This window comes from Pseudotabrizicola formosa, assembly GCF_002900965.1.
In the GTDB taxonomy this organism is placed as follows: Bacteria; Pseudomonadota; Alphaproteobacteria; order Rhodobacterales; family Rhodobacteraceae; genus Pseudotabrizicola; species Pseudotabrizicola formosa.
The window spans coordinates 339,508-355,609 of record NZ_PJOM01000002.1; the positions used below are offsets into that span (position 1 = coordinate 339,508).

Here is a 16,102-nt window from a genome sequence, read left to right on the forward strand (position 1 = left end):
GGTGATTTTTTGAGCCTGTCTTTACCGCGTCAGTCAGTCTGCTTGGCCGTCACAGGCACCACGACGAATTCCGTGGGTCGCGCGGGCAAGGCACGGCCGGCATTGCGGGAAAAGCTGATCAGCGACTGTCTCAGCCCGCAATCGGCTTTGTCTTCGAGTGTCAGAAAGACGATCCGCCGGGCACCGGTTGCCACCAACCTGCGGGCGCGGGACACCGCAGACAGAAAGTCGGTCCCGGCTTCCTTGTCACCCGGCCCGTTGCCGCAGCGGATGTAATGAACAGCGTTGTTGGCCTGAGCTGACGCGACCGCGTTGGTGTCGTCGCTGTCTGAAAGGACTGCACCGGCGGCAATCAGCGCCTGCATCCACGGCAAATCCAGTCGCGGTGGAACCGAAGGCGAGGCAGAAGGGGGATGTGGCTGGCCCGGGTCGGTGGCGGTCATGCGGCGCTCCTGTCGTCACTCGGTCTTGCGCCCGCAGGGGGCGATGCAGCCTTAACGTCGCAGGTGCGGGGTTTGGTTCCCGCTCACTTGCAGTTCGGCGAAGAATTGCCCATCTGATGCCCGACCAGGCGGCCCGGCGTCGGGATCCGACCGGTGGGGAACCAGAAGGGCGGTGCCGCATTGAGACATGTCGAGCGGAGTCGCGCGCCCCGTTGCCGCGCAAAGGAGCGGATCTGATCATGACCATCACCGATGACAAGCAGGACCCGCCGTCTGACGGGCCGCAGAACCGGTCTGGCCGGTCGGGCACCTCTCAACGTGAAACGACTGTGTCCGACCTTTCAGGGATCGTGGCGCGGCTGCACAAGACTGCGCGCGGAGCAGAGCGGGTGGCGCTTGGCGATCTGGTGGATGCCATGGGACAATCGTCGATGGCCGCTGTGCTGCTGGTGCCGGCCATGCTGCTGGTGTCGCCGCTGAGTGGCGTGCCGGGCGCGTCGATTGTAGGCGGACTGGTGATTGCCCTGATCTCGGCGCAGATCCTGCTGCACCGCCCCAAAGTGTGGCTGCCCGATATCATTCGTTCGCGCAGGGTTCCCGGACCTGCCTTGCGTCGCGCCCTGGTGTGGCTGCGCAAGCCGGCGAAGCGCTTTGACGGACTGGCACCGGCCAAGCCGGGGGGCGGCGCACATGCCTGGTGGACCCCGGCCCTAGCGCTGATCTGCCTGAGCATGGGGCTGGTGATGCCGCTGATGGAGCTGATTCCGTTTTCGTCGAGCATTGCGGCATCTGTCATCGCCGCATTCGCGATGACCATGCTGACAGGGCGCGTGCGGATTGCCATGGTCGCGGCGGTGCTGGGCGGTCTTGCGGTCGCGGGGGTGCTGTGGCTGTTGTAACGCAGGAAGGCTTGCGCCCGCTCAGCGTTTTTCGCTGCCCAAGGGAAAGGTCAGCGTGGCGCGGGTGCCGTTGATGGTTTCAAACACCAGTTGGCCTTCAAGCTGTTCGGTGAACTGCAAGGCCACCCGAAGCCCCAGACTGCGGGACTTCTCCGGCACGAAATCATGCGGTAGCCCGTCGCCATCATCCTGAACGATGATAATTGCTTCGTCGCCTCGGCTGCGCATGGTCAGCAGAAGGTGGGTTTTGCCGGTATCGCGCGCGGCATGTTCAACCGCATTCGACACCAGTTCAACAATGATCAGTGCAAGCGGCGTGGCCTGATCACCGGTGACGACCACTGGCTCGACATCGAAATCGAGCATGATCCGGTCCGACTGTGACGAGCTGTTGACCACTTCGGGCAGCAGCTCACGCATCAGCTGGCCCATATCGGTGGTCTGTCTTTTGGGGTTATGCAGCTGGCGTTGGATGCTTGCAACAACCTGCAGCCTGGCCGTGGCCGCGTCCAGCGCCGCCCGCGCGCTCTCATCCACCACATTGCGACGCTGCATCTTGAGCAGCGAGGCCACGACCTGCAGATTGTTCGACACCCGGTGCTGCAATTCATGGAACATGGTCTTGTTGGCCTGCGCCAGCGTGTCGGACCGGTTCTTTTCATGCTCCAGCGTGATAAGGGCCTGGCGCATCGTGTGAAGCAGCAGCAATTCCGTCGAGATGATGAACAGATAAAAGACAAGCGTCAGAATGATCTGGGGCGAGGTCGCAAAGCTGCCGGCGGGCGCGAGAAACCAGAACCACGAGACAAGACCGCAAATCGATGCAACCGCAATCCCGGCTTTGGTTCCGGCAAAATATCCGGTCAGGATAACAGCCGGAAAAAAGGTTACAAAAGGAAAGCCCGGGGGCAGGGCCGGGTCCAAGTAATGGCGCAAGGCGACAGAAGTAACAATTGCAAGGCTGGCAAACGCAATCTGATAGGCCGGGCTCCGCTCTGCGACGGCCCAAAGGCGCAATTGTTTCATTCCATAACCCTATGTCCGGTTCTGCACCGGTCTTGGATAGACGTTATCTTATGCCTATCGCATTGCAATGGCTTTGCACGCGTCTGTCCATATCCGGGCAGACGTCATGCAGCGTTTCGCGCACTTGCGCTGCTGAAAAGGGCATGTCAAGCGCATGCCATCCAAGAGCGGCGATTTCCGCCGCGTCACCATCATCGGCCCCGGTCAAGAGCAGCTTGGTCTGAGGGTGCTGCACCAGACGGGTCAAGCCAAAGCCCCGCACACTGCGCAGGGACTGGTTCAGGATGAGCAGATTTGGCCTTTGGCCGTTGGTCAGGGTCTCAACCACCTGCGGCACGTCACGGCACAAGATCACGCTGGCGTCGGGCCAGGCCTCCATCACGGTTTGCGCAAGATCGAGACTGATCAGCACGTCAGGGTCCTGGACCAGGATCGTTTTCGGCATGTCATCCTCCTTGGGCAACCAAAGGGGAGTCATGGAACCAAAAGCGTCTTCGCGCACTTAACTGTGACATAGTTGCGGAGGAAAACTTGAAAACCCCTTGCCGGTCTTGCCCCTTGCGTCAATGCGAAGCTTTTTTGCCGATGACCGAAGACGAAATTCGTTTCATGGAACGCTTTAAGAAGGGCGAGCTCTTTGTAGAACGCGGCGCTACGATCCTGTCAGAGGGCGAGTCCAGTGGGCAGCTTTTTACCGTTCTGAACGGGTTGGGGCTGCGTCACAAGACATTGGAAGATGGGCGCCGGCAGGTGCTCAACCTTATCTTTCCGGGCGATTTTCTGGGCCTGCAGGCCGGTCTGATGGGGGAAATGGGCCACTCGGTCGAAGCGGTCACCCCAATGGTGCTCTGTGTCTTTGACCGCAGTGCTCTGTGGAACCTGTTCCAGACCAGTCCGGCCCGCGCCTATGACCTGACGTGGATCGCGGCGGTTGAAGAACATTTTCTGGGCGAAACCGTCGCCACCATCGGTCAGCGTGATGCCTCTGCCGCGCTCGCCTGGGCGTTCCTGCGCATCTTCCGGCGTGGGGAAAGCCTTGGGCTGGTGCAGGATAACAAGATGTCCCTACCTTACCGCCAGCAGGATATGGCAGATGCCTTGGGTCTGTCGCTGGTGCACACGAACAAGCGGCTGCAGAAATTCCGCGCCGCCGGGCTGATGGACTGGTCGCGCGGGGTGCTGCACATTCCGGACCGCAAGGCTTTGGCCGATCTGGCCAATCTGGGCGACGGACCGGCGGAGAAGCGACCCATCCTTTAGGCCGCCTCTCCACCCCTTGCCCCTCTTGCAGCGCGCCGCCGGGCAGGGCACTCTGCCGGGCAAAGCGGTGCCCTGCATGCACCGCAGCAAGAGGGAAGACGATGCTGAAGGGAATTGATCACCGGCTGAATGCCGATGTTCTGGGGGCTTTGCGGGCAATGGGGCATGGCGACTATGTCGTTGTGGTGGATACCAATTTCCCCGCTGACAGTGTTGCGCGCGGCACCACAGCGGGCCGCCTGTTGCGGATGGAAAATCTGACAGCCGCACAGGCGGTGCAGGCAATCCTGACCGTCTTGCCACTGGATACCTTTGTGCCCGATTTTGCCGGCCGCATGCAGGTGGTGGGAGAGCCAGAGACGGTGCCCGACGTGCAGGCAGAGGTGCAGGCCGAGGTGGATCGCGCCGAGGGCCAGCCGCGCCCCCTGCCGGGGATCGAGCGTTTTGCCTTTTATGACCTGGCCAAAGGGGCCTATGCGGTGATCCAGACGGGGGAGCGGCGGTTTTATGGCTGCATCATGCTGCGCAAGGGCGTGATCGGGCCGGAGGCATAAAGATGTCGAAAAAGATCGTCGTTCTGGGGATTTTCGTGGCAGATGCCGCCTATCGCGCCGATCGGCTGCCACGGCTGGGAGAGACGATCCTGGGCCAGCATTTCCGCTTGGGACCGGGGGGCAAGGGGTCGAACCAATCTGTCGCGGCGGCGCGCGCGGGGGGGGAGGTGCATATCATCACCCGGTTGGGCCAGGATGCCTTTGCCGCCATGGCGCACGATCTGTGGAAAGAGGCCGGTGTCGTCCCAGAGGTGACCGAAGATCCTGACAGCTACACCGGGTCGGCCTTCATCTTTCTGGAAGCAGCGACGGGGCAGAACGCGATCATTGTCGCGCAAGGGGCGGCCGCGCGTATTTCGGTCGCCGATGTCGAGGCGCGGCGTCCGCTGATCGAAGCGGCTTCCGTGTTCATGACACAGCTGGAGCAGCCGCTGGACGCCGCGCTGCACGGTTTGCAGATTGCGCGCAGCGCCGGGGTGCGCACCATTCTGAACCCGGCCCCTGCTGCGGCCCTGACCGACCGGATGCTGGGCCTGTGTGATCTGATCACCCCCAACGAATCCGAGGCAGAGGGGTTGACCGGGGTGACCGTCAGCTCGGTCGCCGATGCAGAGGCGGCAGCAGACCGGCTGATTGAACGCGGCGTCGGGGCGGCGATCATTACCTTGGGGGCCAAGGGGGTGTTGTATCGCAAGGAGGGGACAAGCCTTCACGTGCCCGCCCGCGCGCCGGGACCGGTGGTTGATACCACCGGAGCCGGGGATGCGTTCAACGGCGGCCTTGCCACCGCCCTGTCGCAAGGGGCCAGCATGCAAGAAGCGCTGAGTTTTGGTGCCGCAGTCGCCGGCATTTCAGTCACGCGCCATGGGGCCGCCAGCGCGATGCCTTCTCGCGCCGAGGTGGATGCCTTTCTGCGCGGGCAGTGAAAGCGCGGGCGGTGGCGGCGGTCTGACCACGGATTTCCGGGCCATGGGATGATTTTTGTGACCGGGGTTAAAGAATTGCTTAAATATTGACACAGTTGTAGTCATTTTGGCGATGAAAGCGGGTGTCGGGGCCGTCCGGTGCGCGTTCCAAAGGATGTTTGCCATGTCGCCGCTGTCTGTTTCCTCGTCAAAAACCGTGTCAACTTTGGCACCCGCACGGCATAAGCGTGTGTTGGATATTGGTTTGATCCTCCTCGCCTTGCCAGTGATCGTGCCGCTTCTTGTCGTGCTGATGCTGGCGGTCAAACTGTCCTCTTCGGGACCGGTGCTGTTTTTCCAGACCCGCGTCGGACGTGACGGCCGGCGGTTCCGGATGGTGAAACTCCGCAGCATGTATCCCGATGCCGAAGGTGCGCGCGCCGCCCTTCTGGCCCAGTCAGACCGCGCCGGAGTGTGTTTCAAGCACAAGGATGACCCGCGCGTCACCCCGGTCGGGCGCTTTTTGCGCCGGTCCTCGCTCGATGAATTGCCGCAGCTTTGGAACGTGCTGAAAGGCGAAATGTCGCTGGTCGGCCCGCGTCCGGCCTTGCCGGAAGAGGTGGCAGTCTATCCGCCCGTCGCGATGCAACGGCTGGCGGGGCTGCCGGGCCTGACCGGTGTGTGGCAGGTGTCAGGACGGGCCGATATTGGCTTTGACGAGATGGTTGAAATGGATGTGGCCTATCTGCGCACGGCCAGCCTGCGCGGGGATCTGGCCCTGATCCTGCGTACCTTCGGCGCTGTCGCTTTGGCACGTGGCGCATATTGAACGGGCAGTTGGCCCAAAGGCTTTTTCAAAAAGACTAAAAATTAAGCATTTCGCCTTATATTCTGGCGCAATCGCGGCCTAACCCGCCTCTTCCTCTCCCTCTGGCGCTGTCCTGCATTGAGCCTGCTCTTGCCGCACCCCAGCCTGTGCCAAAGCGGGGGACCATGCTGACGATACCGATCAACCAGCCGATGCAGCGCAGCCGGGGTGACGCCTGGGTGTCTCTGGCGCATGGCGCTGCGGGGCTGCGGCTGACAGGCCTGCGCCAGCAGGGGTCGGCAAAATGCATCCTGCCGCATGGCGCGGTGGGGCGGCAAGGCCCCCCTGAGGTGGTCTTTCTCAACACCTCTGGCGGGCTGACCGGGGGCGATGTTCTGTCTTACGCCGTCACATTGGGGCCGCGGGCACGGGCCGTTGCAACCACCCAGACGGCCGAGCGGGCCTATCGTTCATCGGGCGGCCCTGCGCAGGTGCGGGTCACCATGTCGATTGATGCGCAGGGTTGGCTGGACTGGCTGCCGCAGGAAACCATTCTGTTTGACGGCAGCCACCTTGACCGCCGCACCACCCTTGATCTGGGCCCCGGGGCAGGCTGCCTGCTGCTGGAATGCGTGGTCCTGGGCCGGGCCGCCATGGGTGAGACGGTGGCGCGGGTTGGTTTGAGCGACTGGCGCGAGATCCGCCAGTCAGGCCGCCCGGTGATGGTGGAGCCGCTGGCGTTGACCGACAGGGCCTTGCAGACCGGGGCCGCTGGACTTGGGGGCGCGCGGGCCTTTGCATCGGTCGCGATGATCGGGCAAGGCGTGGCCGATTTGTTGAACCCTGTCCGCGCCGTGCTGGATGAGCCGGGGGTGACCGCCGCCGCCTCTGCCCCGGAGAGCCGGTTGATGCTGCGGATGATGGCGGGCGATGGCTGGCCGCTGCGCCGCCAGATTGCCCGGTGTTTGGCCGTGCTGCGCCGGGGCCAGCCCCTGCCGCGCGTCTGGCAGATGTGAAGGAGAGCCCATGAACCTGACCCCGCGTGAAAAAGACAAGCTGCTCATCAGCCTTGCCGCCATGGTTGCCCGTGGCAGGCTGGCGCGTGGCGTCAAGCTGAACCATCCCGAGGCGATTGCCCTGATCACCGATTACGTGGTCGAAGGCGCGCGCGATGGCCGCCGCGTCGCCGATCTGATGGAGGCGGGGGCAACCGTGATCACCGCCGATCAATGCATGCCCGGCGTGCCCGAGATGATCCATTCCGTGCAGGTCGAGGCCACCTTTCCCGATGGCACCAAACTTGTCACCGTTCACCACCCGATCCGCTGAGAAAGGCCCTGTGATGAAGAAAACTGTCCTCCTGTCTGGCATGGTTGCCCTGCTGCCGCAGATGGCTTTGGCGCATGTGGGCGACCATGGCGGTTCGCCTTTCCTGTCGGGGATGATGCATCCGATGGGCGGGGCGGACCATGTGCTGGCCATGGTGGCCGTCGGCCTTTGGGCGGCGGTGACTGGCGGTCGGGCGCTGCTGGCGCTGCCCTTGGCCTTTGTCGGGGCGATGCTGGCGGGCGGAGCCCTCGGCGCAGCCGGCATCGGAATGCCGGGGGTGGAGCCGATGATCCTGGCCTCCATCGTGCTGCTCGGGGTGCTGGCGGCACTGGCATGGCGCGCACCGCTGGCCATCGGGGCGGGCATCGTGGCCGTCTTTGGTCTGGTCCACGGCCATGCGCATGGCACCGAAGGCCCGGGCGCCGGGCTGATGGCCTATGGCGCGGGCTTCGCCCTTGCCAGCATGGCGCTGCATCTTGCAGGGCTTGGCCTTGGGCTGGCGTTGAACGCGCAATCGGCTCGTGGGGCCACGCGGGCGCTTGGGGCTGGCACAGCGTTTGCGGGCCTCGCGCTCGCCTTGGCATAAGGGTGCCGGCATGATCCCCGGAGAGATCTTTCCCGTCGAAGGCGATGTGATCCTGAACGCGCAGGCACCGGTCACCGTTTTGATCGTCGCCAACACCGGCGACCGTCCGGTGCAGGTGGGCAGCCATTACCATTTCGCCGAAACCAACGCGGGCCTGTCCTTTGACCGCGGTGCCGCGCGCGGGCAGCGACTCGACATTCCTGCAGGGACGGCTGTGCGCTTCGAGCCGGGCCAGACCCGAGAGGTTCGGCTTGTGCCTCTGGCCGGCACGCGGCATGTCTACGGCTTCAACGCCCATGTCATGGGCGCTTTATAGGAGCCTGCCCCATGCCGCCGTTTTCCCCATTCGATCTGATGCGCCTGTCGATGAATACCGCGACCATGCTGGTGCAGGCGCAAAGCGTGATCGCCATGCGCATGATGGGGATGGCCGGGGTCTGGACCGTCTCGCCCAGTGAAAACGCCCGGATGGTGTCTGAAAAGATGCGCGCCACGGTAACGGCCGGCGCTGCTGCCCAGAAAATCGCCCTGTCGGGCGGGTCCGCCACGCAGATTGCCGAGGCAGCGCTTGCCCCGGTCAGCCGCGCCACCGCTGCCAATGCCCGCCGCCTCACCCGCAGCGGGCCCAAAAACCCGTTCTGACAGAAAGGTTCCGCCCATGCCCTTCGTGCTTTCCCGTGCCGCCTATGCCGATATGTACGGGCCGACCGTGGGCGACAGGCTGCGGCTGGGCGATACCGATCTGATCATCGAGGTGGAACGCGACCTGATCGCCGAACGCAGCGGGGCCGCGAGTTTTGGCGCGAACGGCCTGATGTATGGCGAAGAGGTGAAATTCGGCGGTGGCAAAGTCATCCGCGACGGGATGGGCCAAAGCCAGATCACCCGGGCGCAGGGGGCGATGGATACCGTCATCACCAATGCGCTGATCGTAGATTACACCGGCATCTACAAGGCCGATGTCGGCCTGCGCGACGGCAGGATCGCGGTGATCGGCAAGGCCGGCAACCCGGATACCCAGCCCGGAGTGGATGTGATCATCGGGCCGGGGACCGAAATCATCGCGGGCGAAGGGCGTATTCTGACCGCTGGAGGCATGGACGCCCATATCCATTTCATCTGCCCGCAGCAGATTGATGATGCGCTGCATTCGGGCCTGACCACCATGCTCGGCGGCGGCACTGGCCCGGCGCATGGCACGCTGGCCACCACCTGCACGCCGGGGCCCTGGCATCTGGGGCGGATGATGCAGGCGGCGGATGCCCTGCCGATGAATCTGGCCTTTGCCGGCAAGGGCAATGCGTCCCTGCCCGCCGCGCTGGAAGAGCAGGTGCGGGCGGGCGCGTCCTGCCTGAAGCTGCATGAGGATTGGGGCACCACGCCCGCCGCGATTGATTGCTGCCTGACCGTTGCGGATGCCATGGATGTGCAGGTGATGATCCATACGGACACGCTGAACGAGTCAGGCTTCGTGGAGAACACGCTCAAGGCCATCGCGGGCCGCACCATCCACGCCTTCCACACCGAAGGCGCGGGCGGCGGGCATGCGCCTGATATCATCAAGGTGGTCAGCTCGCAGAACATCCTGCCGTCTTCGACCAACCCCACCATGCCCTATACGGTCAACACCATCGAAGAGCATCTGGACATGCTGATGGTCTGCCACCATCTGGACCGCCGCGTGCCCGAGGATGTGGCCTTTGCCGAAAGCCGCATCCGCCGCGAGACGATTGCCGCCGAAGACATTTTGCACGATCTGGGCGCGTTTTCGGTGCTGTCCTCCGACAGTCAGGCGATGGGACGGGTGGGCGAGGTGATCACCCGCACCTGGCAGACCGCCCACAAGATGAAGCTGCAACGCGGCCGGCTGGAGGGTGAGCAGGGGGCGAATGACAATTTGCGCGTTCGCCGTTACATCGCGAAATATACCATCAATCCGGCCATCGTGCATGGTATCGCTGACCATATCGGCAGCATCGAGGTCGGCAAGCGGGCCGATCTGGTGCTCTGGTCGCCGGCGTTTTTCGGGGCAAAGCCGGAAATGGTGTTGATGGGCGGCGTGATCGTTCTGGCGCAGATGGGTGACCCAAATGCCAGCATCCCGACGCCGCAACCGGTGCACAGCCGCCCGATGTTCGGGGCTTACGGCCGTAGCGTAGAGCGCAATGCGGTGATCTTTACCAGCCAGTCGGCGCAGGAGGATGGTATCGGCGCAAGGCTTGGGCTGGCCAAGGAAACCGTGGCGGTCAAGGGCACGCGGGGGGTGCAGAAATCTGACATGAAGCTGAATTCCGCCACCCCGTCCATCGAGGTGGACCCGGAAACCTATGAGGTGCGGGCGGATGGCGTGCTTCTGACCTGCCAACCAGCAGAGGAGTTGCCGCTGGCGCAGCGCTATTTCCTGTACTGACGCAGCCTCATTGCAGGGTGCTGGTCAAGGAGGGGCGCTTGCGCCGGATGGGCCAGCCGGGGCGTACCGCAGACTCCATCCCATCTGCTGCCAGCAGTTCCTTTTGCAGCTGCAGTTCACGCCGTTTCAGCTTCAAAATCTGGGCGCGCACCTCTGCCAGTTCTTTTGCAAGGTCCAGTGATTGCATCCAACTCTCCCTCAGCGGTAGCCTGTTCCGAGTTTGCCCCCGAAGGCGTTAAAAACTTCCTACCGGTGCCCTGCCACCCCATTTCGTAGACCCGAGGATAAGACATGACCGATCTGCCTGCCGTCCGCCGCCTGCTCAAGGACGCCCCCGACACCAGCCATGAGGCCGTGGTGCTGAGCTATGATGAGCGGCTGATCCGGCGCAAGCGGCTGGTCACCGCGCGGGGAGAGGGCTTTCTGGTCGATCTGCCCGAGGTGACCAATCTGGATGCCGTGTGGGGGTTCGAACTGGAAGATGGCCGCACGGTGCAGGTGACCGCCGCGCAAGAAGCGGTGCTGGAAATCACCGGGCCAGAGCTGGCCCGCTATGCCTGGCACATCGGCAACCGCCACACCCCCTGTCAGGTAGAGCCTGCGCGGCTGGTGATCCGCGCCGATCATGTACTGGAAGCGATGCTGCGCCAGCTTGGGGCCGAGGTGCGGGCCTTGTCTGCCCCCTTTACGCCAGAAGTCGGGGCTTACGGCATCGGACGCCCGATGGGGCATGATCACGGGCCGGACGCCAGCCACAGCCATGCGCATGCGCACAGCCACTCCCATAGCCATGGCCACAGTCACGATCACGACCATGATCACGCCGATCCCCACGCTCATCCGCATGGCAAGGCCTGACGCATCGCATGAGCCATGACCTGCTGACCCTTGTGCAATGGCTGTCCCCGGCGTTTCCGACCGGGGGCTTTGCCTATTCGCACGGGCTGGAGTCGGCAATTTCCGCCGGTCAGGTGACGGACGCCGCCGCCCTGCGCCAATGGCTGACCGAGGTGTTGCACTTCGGAGCGGGGCGGCAGGATGCGATTTTGCTGGTGCAGGCGCTCGGCCCGGAGGCAGATCACAGCGCGCTGGATGATCTGGCCCGCGCCTTGCAACCCTCTTCCGAACGGCTGTCCGAAACGCTGGAGCAAGGCACCGCCTTTGCCCGAACGGTGGCCGCGCTGACAGGGCGCGCCTTGCCGGCCCGCTGCCTGCCCGTCGCGGTCGGAGAGGCGGCGACCCCCCTCAGTTTGCCGCCCGCGCAGGTGGCGGCCCTCTATCTGCATGCCTTTGCCAGCAACCTCACGTCGGTCGCCATGCGCTTCATGCCCCTGGGGCAAGAGGCGGGGCAGGGGGTGTTGGCCGCCCTGCACCCGGTGATCGATGCGCTGGCGACAGAGGCCACCCGGCTGACCCTCGATGATCTGGGGTCTTCCGCTTTGGGGGCGGATCTGTCGGCCCTGGCACATGAAACACTGGATGTAAGGATTTTCAGGACATGAGCATGAATGGCCCCCTGCGGGTAGGCATCGGCGGCCCGGTGGGCGCGGGCAAGACCACCCTGACCGAACATCTGGCCCGCGCGCTTGCGGCGCGCTGTTCGATGGCGGTGATCACGAATGACATCTACACCCGCGAAGATGCCGATTACCTGTTGCGCGCACAAGTGCTGCCGGCCGATCGCATCCGCGGCGTGGAAACGGGGGGCTGTCCCCATACCGCAATCCGCGAGGATGCCAGCATCAATCTGGCCGCCATTGCCGACCTGCGTCGTCTGCACCCTGACCTTGATCTGATCCTGATCGAATCCGGCGGGGACAATCTGGCCGCGACCTATTCGCCCGAACTGGCCGATATCACCATCTATGTCATCGACACCGCCGCCGGGCAGGACATTCCCCGCAAGCGCGGACCGGGGGTGACACGGTCTGATCTGCTGATCGTCAACAAGACCGACCTTGCGCCTTATGTCGGCGTTGACCCGGTCTTGCTGAACGCCGACACCGCGCGTGCGCGCGGCGCGCGCCCCTATATCATGGCGCGCCTGCGCGACGGGCATGGCGTGGCTGAGGTGGTGGCATTCTTGCAGCGCGAGGGCGGATTGACCCTGCGTTGACGGTGCAAGCTGACGCTAGGTCAGCCTGACGACCTGAAATGAAACACGATCCCCGGCCTGCCGGGGATTTTTTTGCAATGATCATTTTGTGATCAAAACCGACGCCTGAGTCGCGGCTGATTCCTGCAATTTGCCTCAATTTAGCGCGACCCCCTGCGCATCTGCCCAATCCATCGGCAAAACCTGCGGCAAGACGCGCGCCTGCTTGTCAGAGGCTTCCCGCGGCTTGCCGCATCGCGGCAATGACGGTTTCGTGACAAGGCAGCTCGGCTTTGAGCCGCACAAGAAACATGAATGTGCGGTGGCGGCCGCGACTTGGACCTCCGCCACCACCGCACGGGGTGCAACAGAGTTGCCGCGCAAGGATAGGCCGTCCCGCATCACAGGGAAAGTCCGTTCCTGCCGCGGCCCAATGAGGGAAAACCATGTCGAATTTCAAGGGAGCGCTGCTGGCCTCTGCCATTGCCGTCACGGCAGGGCAGGCCATGGCACAGGATGAGACGATCAAGGTGGGCGTTCTGCATTCGCTGTCAGGCTCGATGGCGATTTCGGAAACCACGCTGAAAGACGTGATGCTGATGCTGATTGCCGAACAGAACGCCAAGGGAGGCGTCTTGGGCAAGCAGCTGGAAGCGGTGGTGGTCGACCCGGCCTCTGATTGGCCGCTGTTCGCCGAAAAGGCGCGCGAGCTGATGACCGTGTCGAATGTCGATGTGATGTTCGGCTGCTGGACAAGCGTGTCGCGCAAATCGGTGCTGCCGGTGATCGAGGAGTTGAACGGCTTGCTGTTCTACCCGGTGCAGTATGAAGGCGAGGAGTCGTCCAAAAACGTGTTCTATACCGGGGCCGCCCCGAACCAGCAGGCGATCCCTGCCACCGATTACTTCCTTGAAGAACTGGGCGTGGAGAAATTCGCGCTTCTGGGCACCGATTACGTCTATCCGCGCACCACGAACAACATCCTCGACAGCTATCTGAAATCCAAGGGCATCGCCGAAAGCGATATCTTTGTGAACTACACGCCCTTTGGCCATTCCGACTGGTCCAAGATCGTGGCTGATGTGGTCGCCTTGGGTGCCGATGGCAAGAAGGTCGGCGTGATTTCCACCATCAACGGCGATGCCAATATCGGTTTCTACAAGGAACTCGCCGCCGCCGGCATTTCCGCCGACGACATCCCGGTCGTGGCCTTTTCGGTGGGTGAGGAAGAACTGTCGGGCCTCGATACGTCCAACCTCGTCGGCCATCTGGCGGCCTGGAACTACTTCCAGTCGGCAGAGTCAGAGCTGAACACCGAATGGATCGCCAAGTGGAAAGCCTTTGCCGGTGAAAACCGCGTGTTCAACGACCCGATGGAAGCGCATGTGATCGGTTTCAACCTGTGGGTCCAGGCCGTGGAAAAGGCCGGTACCACCGATGTCGATGCGGTGCGCGAAGCGATGTATGGTCTGGAAACCCCGAACCTGACCGGGGGCATCGCCAAGATGCTGCCGAACCATCACCTGACCAAGCCGGTCCTGATCGGCGAGATCCGCGCTGATGGCCAGTTTGACATCGTATCCTCCACCGACCCTGTCCCCGGCGACGCCTGGACCGATTTCCTGCCGGAATCGGCTGTGCTCGAGGCTGACTGGGCCGAACTGGACTGCGGCATGTACAACACCGAAACCAAGACCTGCGTTCAGATCAAATCCAACTACTGACCGCATCCGGGCGGGGGGCAACGTGCCTCCCGCCCGTTCCGCACGACCCCTCATTCCAAAACAAGGCCCACCCATGCGCGCCGCCATTGCTGCCGTCTTTCTTGTGCTGCTGTCGCTGATCCCGCTTGGCGGTCTTGCCCAGACCAGCCCGCCGGTGGCCGAAGCCTCCTCTGCCGCCGAAATCGTCGAAGAAAACCGCGCCCAGATCGAACGCCCCTCGCGCCAGACCATTGGTCCGGTGATCGCGGCCCTGGCTGCAAGTGGCGACCCGCAGGCGGTCACGATCCTGTCGGCATGGGCCGACCGTGGCCTTGGCATCCGCAAATCAGACGGGGCCTTCGTGCTGCTGTCCACGGGGCAGGATGGCTATGCCCTGCGCAGCCTTGACGGCGCCGATGCAGGCACAGCACCCCGTGCCGACATCACCGAACTGCGTCCCAATTCCGGCGTGCGCGCGGTGATCGCTACGGCGCTGGTGCAATTCCAGCTCAACGATCCAGATCCCGCCCGCCGGGCCGATGCGCTGACCACCATCGCCCGCGATCCTGCCCCAGAGCTGCTGGACCCTCTGCGCGCCTCGATCGAGGCCGAGACTGACCCCGCCCTGCGCGCGCAGAAAGACCGGCTGAACCGTCTGCTCACCCTGCGCTTTGACCCTGACAGCGCCACGCGCATTGCAGCGATTGAAAGCTTTTCCGGCGATCTGGGCCTTGATCTGCGCGCGGCGCTCAACCCGCTTCTGGCCACCACCCGCCGCGCCGCGCCGCTGGGTACCACGATTGAGGGCAATATCGCCCGCGATCTGGACCCCGGCAGCGACCTGTCCGAGACCGAGGCCTATGACCTGCTGGTCGCCGCCGACCTTGCCCCTGCGCGCCTGACCACGCCCGAGCTGAAGGCCGCGCTCGCCGCAAATATCGTTGACGGGGCTGTCGCAGGCATCCCCTTGGCCGAGCTGAACACCCAAAGCGCGCGCAACCGTGCCTATACCGCGCTGGAACAGGCCGGCACCGTGCCTGTGGCCGCCACCGATGAAGAGGTGACGCAGATCATTGCGGGCCATCAGTTCGTGGAAACCTACTCCGAACCCGACAGTGCCGTGACCACCGCCGCGCAGGACGTGCTGACCGGAATCGAGGTGAAGCTCGCCGCAATGCAGGTGGCAGACCTGTCGCTCGACGCGCTGTCGCTGGCCTCGATCTATTTTCTGGCCGCCATCGGTCTGGCCATCACCTTTGGCGTGATGCGGGTGATCAACATGGCGCATGGCGAATTCATCATGATGGGGGCCTACACCGGCTATGTGGTGCAGCTGTTCATCCCCAACTACACCCTGTCGCTGATCGTGGCGCTGCCGCTGGCGTTTCTTGTCACCTTCATGGCCGGCGTGGCAATGGAGCGGCTGGTGATCCGCCATCTGTACAAGCGGCCGCTGGAAACGCTGCTCGCCACCTTCGGCATCTCCATCGCCTTGCAACAGCTGGCCAAGAACATCTTCGGCACACAGGCCCGTCCGCTGACCTCTCCGGCCTGGCTCGATGGCGCGCTGACCTTCAACGATATCGTGTCGATCAGCTATATCCGGGTGGCGATTTTCGTCCTCGCCATCCTGTTCCTGCTGTTCTTTCTCTGGCTGATGAAACGCACCCGGCTGGGGCTGGAGGTGCGGGCAGTGACGCAAAACCCATCCATGGCCGCCTCCATGGGCATCAACCCCGACCGGATCAACATGCTGACCTTCGGCCTCGGCTCCGGTATTGCAGGCATTGCGGGCATCGCCATCGGCCTGTTCGCGCAGGTCACCTCAGAAATCGGTCAGGCCTATATCGTGCAAAGCTTCATGACCGTGGTGGTCGGCGGGGTGGGCAATATCTGGGGCACGCTGGCAGGCGCGCTGATGATCGGCACGCTGCAAAAGGGAATCGAGTTCCTGAATCCCTCCAACACGCTTGCAGCCCAGACCTACATGATCCTGTTCATCATCCTCTTCATCCAGTTCCGGCCAAGGGGCATCATCGCCCTCAAGGGCCGCGCGGCGGGGGATTGAGCATGCTGTTCTCATT

General features: G+C 63.5%; 20 protein-coding genes. 16 read left to right on the plus strand and 4 right to left on the minus strand.

The annotated features are described in order from the left end of the window. Positions 1-29 precede the first annotated feature (29 nt). Positions 30-443: a hypothetical protein gene (locus tag CXR43_RS05695; RefSeq protein WP_146036470.1), complete on the minus strand. Its 414-nt coding sequence runs from the start codon at positions 441-443 to the stop codon at positions 30-32. Between the two features lie 239 nt (positions 444-682). Between CXR43_RS05695 and CXR43_RS05700 the strand changes: the two genes are divergently transcribed. Further along, on the plus strand, positions 683-1,342 hold the full coding sequence (locus tag CXR43_RS05700) for an exopolysaccharide biosynthesis protein (RefSeq protein ID WP_168219760.1): 660 nt from the start codon (positions 683-685) through the stop codon (positions 1,340-1,342). A gap of 21 nt (positions 1,343-1,363) precedes the next feature. Here the strand turns inward: CXR43_RS05700 and CXR43_RS05705 are convergent, their stop codons facing one another. Together CXR43_RS05705 and CXR43_RS05710 are read right to left on the minus strand one after the other, a co-directional pair. Then, positions 1,364-2,368 (minus strand): sensor histidine kinase, encoded by a 1,005-nt coding sequence (locus tag CXR43_RS05705; protein ID WP_103333100.1) that lies wholly within the window; start codon positions 2,366-2,368, stop codon positions 1,364-1,366. Positions 2,369-2,411: 43 nt separating this feature from the next. Beyond that, entirely contained in the window at positions 2,412-2,813 is a 402-nt protein-coding gene (locus CXR43_RS05710; RefSeq protein WP_146036471.1) for a hypothetical protein, read from the minus strand. 140 nt (positions 2,814-2,953) lie between these two features. Between CXR43_RS05710 and CXR43_RS05715 the strand changes: the two genes are divergently transcribed. From CXR43_RS05715 to ureC, 10 genes are all read left to right on the plus strand, one after another. Further along, a complete protein-coding gene (locus tag CXR43_RS05715) occupies positions 2,954-3,628 on the plus strand; it encodes a Crp/Fnr family transcriptional regulator (RefSeq protein WP_103333102.1) in 675 nt (224 codons plus the stop codon). A gap of 101 nt (positions 3,629-3,729) precedes the next feature. After that, complete coding sequence (locus tag CXR43_RS05720; protein ID WP_103333103.1) at positions 3,730-4,182, plus strand: RbsD/FucU family protein; 453 nt, start codon at positions 3,730-3,732, stop codon at positions 4,180-4,182. Positions 4,183-4,184: 2 nt separating this feature from the next. Then, positions 4,185-5,108, plus strand: coding sequence for a ribokinase (rbsK, locus tag CXR43_RS05725; RefSeq protein WP_210402055.1), 924 nt, complete (start codon positions 4,185-4,187; stop codon positions 5,106-5,108). 163 nt (positions 5,109-5,271) lie between these two features. Next, positions 5,272-5,916, plus strand: coding sequence for a sugar transferase (locus CXR43_RS05730; protein ID WP_246831290.1), 645 nt, complete (start codon positions 5,272-5,274; stop codon positions 5,914-5,916). Positions 5,917-6,080: 164 nt separating this feature from the next. Next, a complete protein-coding gene (locus tag CXR43_RS05735; RefSeq protein ID WP_103333106.1) occupies positions 6,081-6,911 on the plus strand; it encodes an urease accessory protein UreD in 831 nt (276 codons plus the stop codon). 10 nt (positions 6,912-6,921) lie between these two features. Further along, positions 6,922-7,224: an urease subunit gamma gene (locus CXR43_RS05740; RefSeq protein ID WP_103333107.1), complete on the plus strand. Its 303-nt coding sequence runs from the start codon at positions 6,922-6,924 to the stop codon at positions 7,222-7,224. Positions 7,225-7,237: 13 nt separating this feature from the next. Then, positions 7,238-7,810: a HupE/UreJ family protein gene (locus CXR43_RS05745; RefSeq protein WP_103333108.1), complete on the plus strand. Its 573-nt coding sequence runs from the start codon at positions 7,238-7,240 to the stop codon at positions 7,808-7,810. Positions 7,811-7,820: 10 nt separating this feature from the next. Then, positions 7,821-8,126 (plus strand): urease subunit beta, encoded by a 306-nt coding sequence (locus tag CXR43_RS05750; RefSeq protein WP_103333109.1) that lies wholly within the window; start codon positions 7,821-7,823, stop codon positions 8,124-8,126. An 11-nt stretch (positions 8,127-8,137) separates the two neighbouring features. Then, on the plus strand, positions 8,138-8,452 hold the full coding sequence (locus tag CXR43_RS05755) for an antifreeze protein (protein ID WP_103333110.1): 315 nt from the start codon (positions 8,138-8,140) through the stop codon (positions 8,450-8,452). A 16-nt stretch (positions 8,453-8,468) separates the two neighbouring features. Continuing rightward, positions 8,469-10,220, plus strand: coding sequence for an urease subunit alpha (gene ureC / locus CXR43_RS05760; RefSeq protein ID WP_103333111.1), 1,752 nt, complete (start codon positions 8,469-8,471; stop codon positions 10,218-10,220). 7 nt (positions 10,221-10,227) lie between these two features. On the opposite strand, the gene CXR43_RS05765 is transcribed toward ureC, so the two are convergent. Continuing rightward, positions 10,228-10,407: a hypothetical protein gene (locus tag CXR43_RS05765; protein WP_103333112.1), complete on the minus strand. Its 180-nt coding sequence runs from the start codon at positions 10,405-10,407 to the stop codon at positions 10,228-10,230. A 104-nt stretch (positions 10,408-10,511) separates the two neighbouring features. Here CXR43_RS05765 and CXR43_RS05770 point away from each other — a divergent pair, with 104 nt between their 5' ends. From CXR43_RS05770 to urtB, 5 genes are all read left to right on the plus strand, one after another. After that, a complete protein-coding gene (locus CXR43_RS05770) occupies positions 10,512-11,078 on the plus strand; it encodes an urease accessory protein UreE (RefSeq protein ID WP_103333113.1) in 567 nt (188 codons plus the stop codon). Between the two features lie 8 nt (positions 11,079-11,086). Then, positions 11,087-11,722, plus strand: coding sequence for an urease accessory protein UreF (locus tag CXR43_RS05775; RefSeq protein WP_103333114.1), 636 nt, complete (start codon positions 11,087-11,089; stop codon positions 11,720-11,722). Further along, positions 11,719-12,336: an urease accessory protein UreG gene (gene ureG, locus CXR43_RS05780; RefSeq protein WP_168219761.1), complete on the plus strand. Its 618-nt coding sequence runs from the start codon at positions 11,719-11,721 to the stop codon at positions 12,334-12,336. The genes CXR43_RS05775 and ureG overlap by 4 nt, the downstream gene beginning before the upstream one ends. Positions 12,337-12,761: 425 nt before the next feature. Next, entirely contained in the window at positions 12,762-14,039 is a 1,278-nt protein-coding gene (gene urtA / locus CXR43_RS05785) for an urea ABC transporter substrate-binding protein (protein WP_103333116.1), read from the plus strand. A 103-nt stretch (positions 14,040-14,142) separates the two neighbouring features. Next, positions 14,143-16,086 (plus strand): urea ABC transporter permease subunit UrtB, encoded by a 1,944-nt coding sequence (urtB, locus tag CXR43_RS05790; protein WP_435530794.1) that lies wholly within the window; start codon positions 14,143-14,145, stop codon positions 16,084-16,086. Positions 16,087-16,102: the final 16 nt, after the last annotated feature.

What these genes read in the sequence shown, in the direction of transcription:
- CXR43_RS05695 (WP_146036470.1), bottom strand. Translation starts at nt 443, where the DNA reads ATGACCGCCACCGACCCGGGCCAGCCACATCCCCCTTCTGCCTCGCCT.
- CXR43_RS05700 (WP_168219760.1), top strand. Translation starts at nt 683, where the DNA reads ATGACCATCACCGATGACAAGCAGGACCCGCCGTCTGACGGGCCGCAG.
- CXR43_RS05705 (WP_103333100.1), bottom strand. Translation starts at nt 2,368, where the DNA reads ATGAAACAATTGCGCCTTTGGGCCGTCGCAGAGCGGAGCCCGGCCTAT.
- CXR43_RS05710 (WP_146036471.1), bottom strand. Translation starts at nt 2,813, where the DNA reads ATGCCGAAAACGATCCTGGTCCAGGACCCTGACGTGCTGATCAGTCTC.
- CXR43_RS05715 (WP_103333102.1), top strand. Translation starts at nt 2,954, where the DNA reads ATGACCGAAGACGAAATTCGTTTCATGGAACGCTTTAAGAAGGGCGAG.
- CXR43_RS05720 (WP_103333103.1), top strand. Translation starts at nt 3,730, where the DNA reads ATGCTGAAGGGAATTGATCACCGGCTGAATGCCGATGTTCTGGGGGCT.
- rbsK (WP_210402055.1), top strand. Translation starts at nt 4,185, where the DNA reads ATGTCGAAAAAGATCGTCGTTCTGGGGATTTTCGTGGCAGATGCCGCC.
- CXR43_RS05730 (WP_246831290.1), top strand. Translation starts at nt 5,272, where the DNA reads ATGTCGCCGCTGTCTGTTTCCTCGTCAAAAACCGTGTCAACTTTGGCA.
- CXR43_RS05735 (WP_103333106.1), top strand. Translation starts at nt 6,081, where the DNA reads ATGCTGACGATACCGATCAACCAGCCGATGCAGCGCAGCCGGGGTGAC.
- CXR43_RS05740 (WP_103333107.1), top strand. Translation starts at nt 6,922, where the DNA reads ATGAACCTGACCCCGCGTGAAAAAGACAAGCTGCTCATCAGCCTTGCC.
- CXR43_RS05745 (WP_103333108.1), top strand. Translation starts at nt 7,238, where the DNA reads ATGAAGAAAACTGTCCTCCTGTCTGGCATGGTTGCCCTGCTGCCGCAG.
- CXR43_RS05750 (WP_103333109.1), top strand. Translation starts at nt 7,821, where the DNA reads ATGATCCCCGGAGAGATCTTTCCCGTCGAAGGCGATGTGATCCTGAAC.
- CXR43_RS05755 (WP_103333110.1), top strand. Translation starts at nt 8,138, where the DNA reads ATGCCGCCGTTTTCCCCATTCGATCTGATGCGCCTGTCGATGAATACC.
- ureC (WP_103333111.1), top strand. Translation starts at nt 8,469, where the DNA reads ATGCCCTTCGTGCTTTCCCGTGCCGCCTATGCCGATATGTACGGGCCG.
- CXR43_RS05765 (WP_103333112.1), bottom strand. Translation starts at nt 10,407, where the DNA reads ATGCAATCACTGGACCTTGCAAAAGAACTGGCAGAGGTGCGCGCCCAG.
- CXR43_RS05770 (WP_103333113.1), top strand. Translation starts at nt 10,512, where the DNA reads ATGACCGATCTGCCTGCCGTCCGCCGCCTGCTCAAGGACGCCCCCGAC.
- CXR43_RS05775 (WP_103333114.1), top strand. Translation starts at nt 11,087, where the DNA reads ATGAGCCATGACCTGCTGACCCTTGTGCAATGGCTGTCCCCGGCGTTT.
- ureG (WP_168219761.1), top strand. Translation starts at nt 11,719, where the DNA reads ATGAGCATGAATGGCCCCCTGCGGGTAGGCATCGGCGGCCCGGTGGGC.
- urtA (WP_103333116.1), top strand. Translation starts at nt 12,762, where the DNA reads ATGTCGAATTTCAAGGGAGCGCTGCTGGCCTCTGCCATTGCCGTCACG.